10 protein-coding genes are annotated in these 12,661 nt (G+C 64.5%); 3 read left to right on the top strand and 7 right to left on the bottom strand.

Annotated elements, in window-relative coordinates; translation table 11 throughout:
- Positions 1 to 5: 5 nt before the first annotated feature.
- Both CH305_RS06065 and CH305_RS06060 read right to left on the bottom strand, forming a co-directional pair.
- A complete protein-coding gene (locus CH305_RS06065; protein ID WP_094703116.1) occupies positions 6 to 863 on the bottom strand; it encodes a MaoC/PaaZ C-terminal domain-containing protein in 858 nt (285 codons plus the stop codon).
- On the bottom strand, positions 860 to 2,206 hold the full coding sequence (locus CH305_RS06060; protein ID WP_032378373.1) for a 3-oxoacyl-ACP reductase: 1,347 nt from the start codon (positions 2,204 to 2,206) through the stop codon (positions 860 to 862). Before CH305_RS06060 ends, CH305_RS06065 begins: the two co-directional genes overlap by 4 nt.
- Positions 2,207 to 2,345: 139 nt before the next feature.
- Between CH305_RS06060 and CH305_RS06055 the strand changes: the two genes are divergently transcribed.
- Positions 2,346 to 3,644 carry an acetyl-CoA C-acetyltransferase gene (locus tag CH305_RS06055; RefSeq protein WP_032377570.1) on the top strand — a complete coding sequence of 433 codons (1,299 nt, stop codon included), beginning with the start codon at positions 2,346 to 2,348 and terminating at the stop codon, positions 3,642 to 3,644.
- Between the two features lie 136 nt (positions 3,645 to 3,780).
- Here the strand turns inward: CH305_RS06055 and CH305_RS06050 are convergent, their stop codons facing one another.
- The 5 genes from CH305_RS06050 to CH305_RS06030 are packed head-to-tail and all read right to left on the bottom strand — an operon-like array spanning position 3,781 to position 8,580.
- Positions 3,781 to 5,100 (bottom strand): ABC transporter substrate-binding protein, encoded by a 1,320-nt coding sequence (locus CH305_RS06050; protein WP_094703115.1) that lies wholly within the window; start codon positions 5,098 to 5,100, stop codon positions 3,781 to 3,783.
- Positions 5,097 to 6,140: a branched-chain amino acid ABC transporter permease gene (locus tag CH305_RS06045; protein WP_032405282.1), complete on the bottom strand. Its 1,044-nt coding sequence runs from the start codon at positions 6,138 to 6,140 to the stop codon at positions 5,097 to 5,099. The genes CH305_RS06050 and CH305_RS06045 overlap by 4 nt, the downstream gene beginning before the upstream one ends.
- Position 6,141: 1 nt before the next feature.
- Complete coding sequence (locus CH305_RS06040) at positions 6,142 to 7,020, bottom strand: branched-chain amino acid ABC transporter permease (protein WP_032405283.1); 879 nt, start codon at positions 7,018 to 7,020, stop codon at positions 6,142 to 6,144.
- 26 nt (positions 7,021 to 7,046) lie between these two features.
- Positions 7,047 to 7,769: an ABC transporter ATP-binding protein gene (locus CH305_RS06035; RefSeq protein ID WP_052057854.1), complete on the bottom strand. Its 723-nt coding sequence runs from the start codon at positions 7,767 to 7,769 to the stop codon at positions 7,047 to 7,049.
- Positions 7,759 to 8,580, bottom strand: a complete 822-nt coding sequence (locus tag CH305_RS06030; protein ID WP_256983564.1) for an ABC transporter ATP-binding protein — start codon at positions 8,578 to 8,580, stop codon at positions 7,759 to 7,761. The genes CH305_RS06035 and CH305_RS06030 overlap by 11 nt, the downstream gene beginning before the upstream one ends.
- 148 nt (positions 8,581 to 8,728) lie before the next feature.
- On the opposite strand from CH305_RS06030, the gene CH305_RS06025 reads away from it, so the two are divergent.
- A complete protein-coding gene (locus CH305_RS06025; RefSeq protein WP_256983563.1) occupies positions 8,729 to 10,033 on the top strand; it encodes a CdaR family transcriptional regulator in 1,305 nt (434 codons plus the stop codon).
- Between the two features lie 230 nt (positions 10,034 to 10,263).
- Positions 10,264 to 12,504 carry a VanW family protein gene (locus CH305_RS06020; protein ID WP_094703200.1) on the top strand — a complete coding sequence of 747 codons (2,241 nt, stop codon included), beginning with the start codon at positions 10,264 to 10,266 and terminating at the stop codon, positions 12,502 to 12,504.
- The last annotated feature ends 157 nt before the right edge of the window (positions 12,505 to 12,661 follow it).

Here is a 12,661-nt window from a genome sequence, read left to right as displayed (position 1 = left end):
AGCAGTCAGCGCAGAGTTCCCGTCAGATGCGGGTAGCCCTTCTTCGGGTTCTTCAGCGACAGGTCCCAGCCGGTACCGACGGCATCGGCGTAGGCGTTGATCGTCGCGGGCAGGATGATCGGCTTGCCGAAGCGGATGCTGTAGTTCACGGCCTCCGGGATTCGGCCCTCGACGGTCTGCAGTACGGCTGCCGCACTCCACATTCCGTGCGCGATGGTCTTCGGGAATCCGAATGCCTTTGCGCCGAGCGAGGATACGTGAATCGGATTGCGGTCTCCGGAGATGGCCGCGTACCGGCTGATGATCCGCTGATCGGCGCGCAGGGTGCGGGTCGGGGGCGGCGGAACCTCGTCTGCAGGCGGTGTTTCGCGAGGTCCACCCGACAGTGAGGTCTTCTGCAGGCTCAGGAAGCTGGAGGTCTGCTTCCAGACCAGCTCGCGTCCTACCTTGACCTCACTGATCAGGTCCACCAACAAGCCCTTGCGGTGCTCGCGCAGGTTCTCCGCGTGCACTCGGATGTCCAGCGGCTCCGATGCCGAGATGCCGCGAAACTGCTCGATGACGTTCTCGGCGTGTACCGAACCGATGGCAGCAAACGGAAAGCCTTTGGAGACCATCAGTTTCATCACCGTCGGGAACACCAGCGTGAACGGGTAGGTCACCGGCAGCTGATCGCCGAATCGCAGACCCGTCGCGCGGCAGTACCCAGCGAGGTTGTCGGGGTCCACTCGCAGACCCTTGAGCTCGTACACCGTGCTGGGAACCGAAGACGACCTGGATCCGAAGAACGGCAGCGCACCGAGCGCAGCCGAGGTGTAGATGTCGGATGTCTTCGGCTGCGCGGTGAGCGTGACGGTGCTCATGCGCCGAGCAGGCTCTGGCCGCACACGCGCACGACCTGGCCGGTGACGGCATTGGATGCGGGAGAAGCGAAGTACGAGACCAACTCCGCGACGTCGACGGTCTCGCCGCCCTGCAGCAGCGAGCTCATGCGTCGTCCGGCCTCGCGGGTCGCGAACGGAATTGCAGCGGTCATCGCGGTTTCGATGAAGCCGGGAGCAACGGCGTTGATCGTGATGTTCTTCTTCGCCAGCACCGGCGCGGATGCGTGCACCAAGCCGATGACGCCGGCCTTGGACGTGCCGTAGTTGGTCTGGCCGCGGTTGCCCGCGATGCCGGCGATCGAGGAGACGTCGACGACGCGGCCGCCGTCCTTGAGTGCACCGGAGGCCACCAGCTCGTCGGTGATGCGCTGCGGCGCAGCAAGGTTGACGCCGATGACCGAGTTCCAGCGGGCGTCGTCCATGTTGGCGAGAGTCTTGTCGCGGGTGATGCCGGCGTTGTGCACGATGATGTCGGCCCCGCCGTGACGCTCGAGGAGGTGCTTCGAGAGGACCTCTCCGGCGTCGGGCGAGGTGACGTCGAGTGCGAGCGAGGTGCCACCGACCTTGTTGGCCGTCTGCGAGAGTGCTTCTCCGGCAGCAGGAATGTCGGCTGCGATGACGGTGGCTCCGTCGCGGGCGAGGACCTCGGCGATGGTGGCACCGATGCCGCGGGCGGCTCCGGTGACGACGGCTACCTTGCCGGCCAGAGGCTTGTCCCACGAGGCGGGTGCCTGTGAATCGGCGTCACCTACGGCGATCACCTGGCCGTCGACGAATGCGGACTTGGCCGACAGGAGGAAGCGGAGAGTGGATTCGAGGCCGGACAGGCCGGTCGACGCGTTGGGGGAGATGTAGACGAGCTGCGCCGTGGCACCGCGCTTGACCTCTTTGCCGACGCTGCGCGTGAAGCCTTCGAGGGCGCGCTGAGCGATGTGCTCGTCGACGCTCGAGGTCTCTTCGGGAGTGGTGCCGATGACGACGACGCGAGCCGACGGTGCCAGGTTGCGGATGACCGGCTGGAAGAACTTGAAGAGCTGCTCGAGCTCGGCGACGTTGCTGATTCCGGTGGCGTCGAAGACGAGTCCGCCGTGCTTGTCGTCGTGCGGCTGCGACTGCGGGTAGTCCGAGAGCAGCTCACGCAGGGGTTCGACGAGGCGGCCGCTGCCACCGATCAGGACCGGGCCGGCCAGTGCGGGCTCGCCTGCCTTGTAGCGACGCAGCTTCTCGGGCTGCGGCAGGCCTGCCTGCTTGGCGATGAAAGCTCCCGGCGCGGACGCGAGGAACGTTGAGTAGAGATCTGGGGCTCCCTTGGAGGCTGCCACTGTCGTACCTTTCATTCAGCGCTGCTCGCTCGAGGAGCAAGGCGCACGACCGGGTGTCGACAACCAACTTACTCGCCAGTAAGATGAAACTCCACCAGGGCCATTCCCCACATGCTGGGGACGATGTTTGGAGACGTCAGTGACAAGCAAGCAGCTACGACCGGTCGCAATCGTCGGTGGCAACCGCATTCCGTTCGCGCGTTCGGACAAGAAGTACGCGCTGGCGTCCAACCAGGACATGCTCACTGCCACCATCGACGGTCTCGTGTCGCGATTCGGTCTGCAGGGCGAGCGCCTCGGCCTCGTCGCCGCCGGTGCCGTGCTCAAGCATTCGCGCGATTTCAACCTCACCCGCGAGGTCGTGCTCGGCAGCGCGCTGAGCCCGTACACCCCGGCCTTCGACATCCAGCAGGCCTGCGGCACCGGCCTGCAGTCGATCATCGCGGTCGGCGACGCCATCGCATCGGGCCGTATCGATGCCGGTATCGGCGGCGGTGTCGACACCACGTCCGACGCACCGATCGGCGTCAACGACGAACTGCGCGAGTTCCTGCTCTCCCTGAACCGGGCCAAGAGCACCGGCGATCGCATCAAGCTCCTCGGCAATGTCCGTCCCGGCATGCTCGGCATCGAGATCCCGCGCAACGGCGAGCCGCGCACCGGCTTGTCCATGGGTGACCACGCCGCCATCACCGCCAAGGAATTCGGCGTCCGCCGCGAGGACCAGGACGAACTGGCCGCAGCGAGCCACAAGAACATGGCAGCCGCCTACGACCGCGGATTCTTCGACGATCTGGTGACGCCGTTCCTCGGTCTCACGCGCGACGACAACCTGCGTCCGGGGTCGACCGTCGAGAAGCTGGCCACGCTCAAGCCGGTCTTCGGCACCAAGCTGGGCGACGCCACCATGACGGCCGGTAACTCGACGCCTCTCACCGACGGTGCGTCGGCTGCACTGCTGTCGAGCGACGAGTGGGCTGCCGAGCGCAACCTCCCAGTACTCGCGCACCTGGTCGATTCCGAGACCGCAGCGGTCGATTACGTTCACGGCAACGGCTCGTTCAAGGACGGTCTGCTGATGGCTCCGACCTACGCGATTCCGCGTCTGCTCGCGCGCAACGGCCTGACGCTGCAGGATTTCGACTACTACGAGATCCACGAGGCGTTCGCTTCGGTTGTACTCGCAACTCTGCAGGCATTCGAGAGCGACGAGTACTGCAAGGAGCGTCTCGGACTCGACTCCGCACTCGGCTCCATCGATCGCAGCAAGCTCAACGTCAACGGATCCTCGCTCGCCGCGGGCCACCCGTTCGCCGCGACCGGCGGACGCATCGTGGCGTCGTTGGCGAAGATGCTGGCCGAGAAGGGCTCGGGCCGTGGCCTGATCTCGATCTGCGCGGCCGGTGGCCAGGGCGTCACGGCCATCATCGAGCGCTGATCACTGCAGCTTCGGCTGCTCACGATTCGGGGGACACAGGGTCGGCGGATCCGGTAATCGAGGGGTTCTCGGATCTGCCGACCACTACGTGAAAAAGGGCACGCAGAGCTTCTCTGCGTGCCCTTTTCTCGTCGGATCAGCCGGGTATCCCGCTCTCCGGCGGGTTCGATTCGGCCCCGGTGTATTCCTCGACGGCCGAGTCGCCGATGTCGGTCTGCAGCACCGGAGTCAGGTACTCGGGAACTCCGCCGCGAATCTGGAAGACACTGGCACCGGAGATTCCGAGGTGACTCGAATCCGAGTACCGGAACGGGGCCAACTGCGGTCCCTCGAAGTCCATCCCGCCGTCCTGGATTGCCGCGACGATGCCTTCACGAGTGGGATTCTCGCCTGCCGCCTCCAGCGCCTGCACGAATGCGTATGCCTGGCTCAGACCGTAGATGCGGTAGTTGGTCAGTGGGTCACCGGTTCCGTTCTCCGCCCAGACCTTCTGCCACAGTTGGGTCCACGGATTCTCCGGGGAGTCGACGCCCGGGATGTACTCCAGCGAGATCATGCCTTCGAGCGACTGCGCGCCGTCGGTGACCGCACCCTGCGAGAAGCGTCCGAGCAGGGAGCCGACGAGGTCCACGTCGGAACCGATCGAGCTGTAGAACCACTCGGGGTCGTAGTTGAGCCGCATGGCGGTCAGTTGACTCAGCGCGGTGTACGAGGGCACGTTGAAGCCGAGAATCAGATCTGCTCCGGCACCCTGCAGGGCCGCGATCTGCGGTGCGACGTCGGTGTTGCCCGAGGTGTAGCGCACGACCTCGACGATCTGGTCGTCGAGATACTGGCGCACCGCCTCCTCGCTGTCTCTGCCGAGGTCGTCGTCCTGGAGAAACAGGCCCACCTTGGCGTCGGGCCGGTTCTTCGTCACCCAGTCGCCGATGATCTTGCCCTCGACCTGGTAGTCAGGCTGCCAGCCGAAGGTATTCGGGTACTTCTCCGGATCGTTGCCCCACATGATCGCGCCGGAGGAGACGAACAGATCCGGTACTCCCTCTTCGTTCAGAAAGTCGATGACCGCGCTGTGGGTCGCCGTGCCGAGTCCGCCCACGACGGCGAACACCTCGTCCTGCAACACGAGTTCGTTGACGACCTGGGTGGTCGTGGTCGGATCGTACGAGTCGTCTCGAACCACGTACTCGATCTGCCTACCGTTGATGCCACCCGCGGCGTTGACGTAGTCGAAGTACGCCTGTGCGCCCGTGGGAATTTCGCTGTAGCCGGGTGCTGCGACCCCGGTCAACGGAAAGTGGGCACCGATCTTCACCGAGGTGTCGGTGATGCCGACCGTCGAGCCTTCCGAGGATTCCGTCGCCTCGTCTCTACCGCCTGCACCGCACGCTGCGGCCAACGAGACGACGGCGACGAGCGCGGTCGTTCTGACCGCCACCGATCCGAACTTCTTCATTTCATCTCTTTTCTGGTTGAACGCAACCTTCGATACGTGCCCACCAGACCCAGTGGGGCGAACAGGATGACCAGGACGGTGAAGATTCCGGTCACCAGTGGTGCGAGTTCGGCGGATTGCAGACTGCTCAGCCCCAGATCGAGTCCGAGGTTGGTGACCACCGGCGGGATGTAGGTCAGCAGTATTGCCCCGATCAATGCCCCGGACAGAGTTCCGAGCCCACCGATGACGACGGCCGAGAGCAGCGTCAGTGAGAGTGTCAGCGTGAATCCGCTCGGTGCCGCGATCCGGGCCGACATCGCGAGAACAGCACCGCCCGCGCCCGCACAGGCCGCGCTGACGACGAACGCCAGAATGCGTGCGCGCCCGAGGTCGATGCCGGCCAGTTCGGCGGCCACTTCGTCGTCCCGGACGGCCCGCCAGCGGCGTCCGATTCGGCTCGAAGAGATGTTCGCCAGGAGGAAGAACACGAGGACGAGCAGTACCCAACTGACGTAGGCGACGAATTTCGTTCCGCTGAGCTCGTTTCCGGTGACGAAGTACATCACGTCGTCGATCAGCTCCGGCACTTTCGGCGCCGGGACGACGAGGCCTTGTTCTCCGCCGAGGTAGTCCGAGAAGTACAGGGCCAGGCCCGGTACGGCGACGGCGAGTGCCAGCGTGGCACCGGCCAGGTACGGCCCGTGCAACCGGGCGGCGGCCACTCCCACCACAACACCCACCACCGCCGAGATCACGGTGGCGGCAAGCAGAACGAGGGGCACCGACCATCCCGAATCGTTGGCCCGCAGCATCAACGCTGCGGTGTATGCGCCGACGGCCATGAACGCACCGTGTCCCAGGGAGAGCTGACCGCTCAACCCGGTCAGCACGGTCAGGCCGCCGGCCGCGATCGCCAGGTAGGCAACCGAGGTGAGCTGGCTCTGGCGGAAGGTGCTCAGTGATTCGAGTGCGAGCACGATGACGACGAGTCCGATGACAGCGCAGAGGAAGTGACGTCGAACCGGAGTTGCAGCGAGACGAGTGAGAACCGCGTTCATGTCACACCCTCCTGGCTGCTGCGCTGGCGAACAATCCGCTCGGGCGGACCAGAAGTACGACGATCAGGATCACCAATGCCGCACTGGAGACCAGATCCTGGCCGAGGTAGCCGCTGACGAAGCTGAGTCCGATGCCCATCAGCAAGCCGCCGACCACCGCGCCCGCCGGGCTGTCCAGGCCACCGAGAACTGCAGCGACGAAACCGAATACGACGATCGAGTCCATGTAACCCGGATGCACCAACGAACCTCCCGCGATGAGCAGGCCTGCCAACGATCCGACGACTGCGGCGAGAGCCCAACCGAGGGTGAGCATTCGGCTCACGCGTACTCCCAGGAGTTTGGCAACCTCCTGCTCGAAGGCGCTCGCCCGCATCTTCAGCCCCAGATCGGTGAAGCGGAACAACAGGATGAGCAGGGCCAGTACCACCAGGACGGCGATGATCTTGAAGATGTCGTACCCGGTCAGCGCTACGTTGATCTCCCCGATTCGCTGGCCTGTGAGTCCGAACGGAGCTGGGAAGGAACGGAATTGGTTGCCGAAGATGATGGCTGCCACCGCGTGGATGATGATGAACAGTCCCAGCGTCAGAATCACCGGGTTGATGTGCGAGGAGCTGTCGACGAACCGGATGACGAGTCGTTCGATCAACGCTCCCAGCAGTAGGCCACTGAGGAGTGCGACTCCGAACCCGATCCAGTACGAATACCCGGCGTCGATGACGACGAGTGCAACGTAGGTGGTGATCATGGCCATCGGAGCCTGGGCGAAGTTGACGATGCGGGTCGATCGCCAGATGAGCACGAGAGCGAGCGCGAAGGCGGCATAGATCATGCCGGTCGTCACGCCGTTGATGAGGATGGTGAGCAGTTGTTGCACTGTGGCAGGCGTCCTTTCGGCTTGCTCTAGAACCCGAGGTAGGCGTGTCGGAGGGCGTCGTCCCCGGCCAGGGTGTCGGCGGGGCCTTCCATCGCGACTTTGCCCAGATCCAGGACTACGGCGTGTTCGGCGATCGACAGCGCGCTCCGCGCGTTCTGTTCTACGAGCACGACGGTCATGGATTCGGAATCGACGAGTGCACGAAGCGTCTCGAAGATCTGCGCGACGACTTTCGGAGCGAGCCCGAGAGACGGTTCGTCGAGAAGAAGGACCGACGGTGTCGCCATCAGAGCTCGACCGATCACCAGCATCTGCCGTTCCCCGCCGGACAGGGTGTGCGCAGAAGACGCTCGGCGGTTGGTCAGGGGCGGGAACATCTCGTAGATCCGATCAAGAGTGACGGCGTCGTGACTTCTGTTGCGTCCCAACGCGCCGAGTCGAAGATTTTCGTCGACGGTGAGTTCGGCGATCACTCCACGACCCTCGGGGACGTGCGCAAGTCCTTTGCGAGACATGCGATCCGGTGCCACGCCGACAACGTCGACACCTGCGAGATCGATCCGTCCCGATACCGGTCGAATGAGGCCGGAAACGGTGCGAAGCAGTGTCGTCTTTCCTGCTCCGTTGGCCCCGAGCACGGCGGTGATCGCCCCGGCCGCGACGGTCATCGATACCGAATCGAGGGCGGTGACGGGCCCGTAACGCACCGTGAGGTCGGTGATCTTCAGGTGTGCCGCGTCAGTCGTCATGTGCCACTTCGTTTCCGAGGTATGCAGCGAGCACGGCGGGGTCCTCGCGGATCTGATCGGGTGTCCCCTGAGCGATGACCTTGCCGAAATCGAGTACGTAGATCCGGTCGCACACACTCATCACGAGGTCCATGTGATGCTCGACGAGCATGACCGATGTGGCAGGCCTTTCCGGATCGGAATCGGTGGAAACTGCTGCCAAAGAACGAATCTCGTTGCCGAGCTCGCTCATTTCGTCGCTGGACAGTCCCGAGGCGGGTTCGTCGAGCAGGAGCAGTGTCGGTTCGCTGACGAGAGCCCGCGCGAGCGCGACTCTCTTGCGCACCGCGTACGGCAGGCTCGGCGGCAAGCGGTGGGCGTGGTCGTCGATGCGCAGTCGCTGCAGCATGGCCATCGCGATCGATCGGAGCGCAGCGTCGTCGGAGGCGCTCGACGGCAGCCCGAGAAGGCCGGCCAGGACTCCGGTTCGAGCCGTTCGGTCGGCACCGACCATGACGTTGTCCAGAACGGTCATCCGATCGAACAAGCCGAGTCCCTGCAGAGTTCTGCTCATGCCGAGTCGGGGGAGGTCGTGTGGTCGGAGTCTTGGCAACGTTTTGCCGTGTCGGCCGAGTGTGCCCGATTGCGGGCGTACGAGTCCGCACGCAACGTTGAACAGGGTCGTCTTGCCGGCCCCGTTGGGTCCGATGACGCCGAGGACTTCGCCGGGGCGCACGTCGAGACTGACTCCGGAGAGCGCGACGATTCCGCCGAACGACACGTCGACGTCCTTCATGGTGAGAACCGGGTCCATCGTGTCGAGAGAGTTCAAGTGACGCACCTCACAATCTGTTGCGTTCACTATGGTGCGTCGCGCACAACGGGGGATATGGGCGCTGCGCACAGAATCTTTGGGTCGCTGGGCACCAGTACCGGTCAAATCGCCCTGTGATGTGGGCTCTGTGCGCAAAACTGTGAGGGTGGGTGCTCCTGGTGGTCGACACGCATCGGCGCGATCCGCTGCCCGCGGCGCGGTGACGGCCTCGGATCAGGAGAAGATCCGAAGCGCATGGGCGGCCTTGACGCCACGAGCCGACACGATCGCCGACTCCATCACGTTGGCGCTCATCGAGCAGGAACCCGCCTACCTGGCCAGCTCCGCTCCGGACATCGCCGGCGAGATCAGGCGCAGTACCCGCGAGCACATCGGTCAGGGTCTTCGCACGTTGTCCGGGCTGCCTGCCGCGAACGACAACACCCGTGAGGTGTGGCGTCGTACCGGGAGGGAACGCGCTCGCCAAGGCATTCCGATGGAGTTGGTACTCAAGGCGTACACGCTCGGTAGCCGAACGCTCTGGGAGGAGTTGATGCTCGAGCGAGAACAATGCCGATCCAGCATCGACGAGTATCTGCTTCTGGTGGCGGGTCAGCAGTTGTGGCGTGCGCTCGACAGCCAGTACGAAACTCTGGTCGAGGCGTACCGGCAGGAGAGTGCCCGAATGCAGCAGCGGGACCTCGCCAACGTCCTGGAAATTCTCGACGGTCTTCGATCGGGGCGTGGTGGAGATCCGGCATTCGTCATCGAAACTCGTGCCACACTTGGACTTTCGGCGTCACAGCAAATTGCGTGTGTCGTCGGTCCACTCGACGATCAGGGATCGCCGCCGCTGCCTGCGCCCGAGGATGCGTTGGATCAGATAGGCGCGGTATCGCATTGGAACACCAGGGACGGCCATCAATTCGCGCTCGTGGCTCTCGGAACCGGGTCGTGGAATTCCGTCGTCGATTCCCTTGCGGCGCAGGCCGTGGGGCCGGTCGGCGTCGCGCATTCACCCGAGGGCGTGTCTTCGTTCGCGGCGGCGTACCGGTTGGCGGCGTTGACGGCCGAGACCATCACGGAGGGCAGCGGCGTGGCGTTGGCGACGGAGCGTCTGCCCCGCGTGATCATGGCTGCCGACCATCAATCGTCGGAGTTGCTCGTGCGCCACGCTCTCGGCAGTTTGTGGACGCACCCGGAGCCGCATCGCGGAACGCTGCTCGACACGCTGGCGCACATGCTTGCCTCCGACGGTTCGCCGACCAATGCCGCCAAGGCGCTCTACTGCCACCGAAACACGGTGATCTACCGGGTTCGTCGGATCGAGGAGTTGACCGGGCACGATCTGACCGATCCGCGAGATCGGCTTCTGCTGACGCTCGCCCTGGTCAGGACGGGGCACTGGACTCGTGCCGTCGGGCAAGGTGACAGCTCGACGCCCCGTGGATCATTCAATCGAATGAATTGACGAGACATTTTTTTACTCGGTGTAACGCGCGGTCGATGAGTGCATATATTCCAGGTGGCTCCGTGCTGCTGCCTGACCCCCGACCCGGCAGCAGCGCGGAGCCTTTCTTCGTTCGGATACCGAACATCGCCGAGTGAGCGTCGTCGTTCGGTTTGCGTAAGCTCGTGCGCGGGGTACTCCGTGCCCACGGGTGGAACTTTCATCGAACGGTGGTCCTGGAAGGGTCGAACGTGAGCGAGGGCAAGAGTAGGTCGGGCAATGCGCCGAAGGGCGACGAGACCCATCCCGACACACCGCCGTACGACGCTCCCACCGAGGCTTTCGGGACTGTCGCTGATGCCGTGTCGGAGCCAACGTCCGAAGCCGATCGCCTGTCCGACGACGTGACGGTCGACCCCGCGGCCGATGTCGAGGGCACGGACGCCGCAGAATCACCTGTTCACGAAGCCTCGACCACAGATTCCGTCGCTACTGATTCTGTCCCCACTGATTCCGCCACCACGGAGGTCGTCGAATCAGCCGGTCCGACGGACAAAGTCGAGTCCGATTCGTCGACCTCGACCCCGCAGCAGATGCCGGTCGCGGACGAATCTCCGACCGTGGCGCAGCCCGTCGTCCCTGAGCAGCCCGTCGTCCCTGAGCAGCCGGTAGTTGCTGAGCAGCCCGAGTCTCCTACGGAACCACCCTCGATTCCTCCCAGCGACGGTAGCGCGCAGGCAGATGGAGCAGGCGTCACGCCGCCGTGGCGGAAGATTGCCATCGGCACCGGTGCAGTGTTCGCCGTCTTCGCACTGCTGTATGCCGCGGATTGGTTCACTTCGAGTGACCGTGTGCCCCGCGGTGTCACCGTTGCCGGAATCGACGTCGGCGGCAAAGCTCACTCCGACGCCGAAGACACGTTGCGCTCCGAACTCGGCCCTCGCGCCGAGCAACCCGTTCAGGTCGACGTCGGCGATCGGCAGGTCGACGTGCTCCCTGCCGCTGCCGGTCTCGGGGTGGACTGGAATGCGACGCTGGACCGCGCGGGGTCTCAGCCGATCAATCCGATCACCCGGCTGACGTCTTTCTTCGGTAGCCGCGAGATCGGCGTCGTATCGACCACGGACGAGCAAGCATTGAACGTCGCCATCGACGGCCTCCGCGCCGAGACCGATCGTGCTCCCGTCGAAGGCGACGTCGTGTTCGACGGTGTCACTCCTGTTGCTGTTGCACCACTCGAGGGTCGGGTGTTGGATGCCGACGGAACGCGTCGAAATCTGCAGACCGAATGGGCTTCGGGGGCAACGGAAGTGGTCTACGAGTCCACCCCCGTAACGGTGACGCAGGACGCGGTCGACCGAGCCTTGGCCGAGATCGCTGTTCCCGCTGTCGAGGCACCGGTGATCATCGCCGGTCGCGAGAACGTCGATGCGACGCTGCCGACCGACCGCGTGGGCGAGATTCTGCGCTTCGATCCGGACGGCCAGGGCGGGCTGACTCCGATCTACGACACCGATGTCGCCACGGGGATATTGGCACCACAACTCGTTCGCACCGAGGTACCGCCGAAGGACGCGTCGTTCACGTTCTCCGGCGGTGCGCCGACCGTCGTGCCCGGGGTGATGGGTGAGCTCGTGGAGTGGCGTAAGACTCTCGAGCAGCTGCCCGCACTGTTGTCTGCGGACGGCCCCCGCACCACCGAGGCGATCTACGAACCGGCTCCGCCCGCTCTCACCACCGAGGCCGCGCAGAATCTCGGTGTGCGAGAAGTGATCGCCGAGTACACCACCGGCGGGTTCGAGTACGCGTCGGGCGTCAACATCGGGCTGACGGCGCAAATTGTCAACGGTGCGCTCGTGAAGCCGAAGGAGACGTTCTCGCTCAACGGATATACCGGTCCGCGAGGTACGGCGCAGGGCTTCGTCGAGTCGGGGATAATCGACAACGGCAGACCCGATCGCGCCGTCGGCGGTGGCATCAGCCAGTTCGCGACGACGCTGTACAACGCGTCCTACTTCGCCGGCATGGAAGACACCGATCACACCGAGCACAGCTACTACATCAGCCGGTATCCCGAGGCCCGCGAGGCGACGGTCTTCGAGGGTGCGATCGATCTGAAGTTCACCAACCCCAACGACACCGGCGTGGTCATCGAATCGTTCGCCGATTCGTCCAGCGTCACCGTTCGACTGTGGGGCACGAAGACCGTCGACGTCGAATCCATCACCGGGTCGCGAACCAACCCCACGTCACCCAACACGGTGACGCTGCCCGCCGGCGCAGGCTGTGTCGCATCGGGTGGAGGACCGGGATTCACGGCCAGCGACACCAAGGTGATCAGCGATGCCGCGTCGGGCAGGGAATTGTCGCGGAACACGAGAACGGTGAAGTACGACCCGATTCCGATCGTGAAATGCGTCCAGCCCGATCGCCCGGACCCTTCGCCTGCACCTCGACCCGACCCTGCGCCGGAGCCGGAACCGGATGAGTGACGCCCGAGCTGCGAGGACACAGTTCGAATCACCTCGAGTCGGACTGTGGCGTCGCCGCCCGATCGGGTGTTTGCTGGTAGCAGGGAACTGCTCGAAATGAATGTGCCCGTGCGGGGGTTGCACAGCACAGGTGCTTCACTGCACTCGACCACCGAAA

It is taken from the genome of Rhodococcus sp. 15-649-2-2 (assembly GCF_002258645.1).
Lineage (GTDB): Bacteria > Actinomycetota > Actinomycetes > Mycobacteriales > Mycobacteriaceae > Rhodococcoides.
Note: the sequence above shows the minus strand (reverse complement) of the source record. Positions and strands in the feature narration are given on the sequence as shown.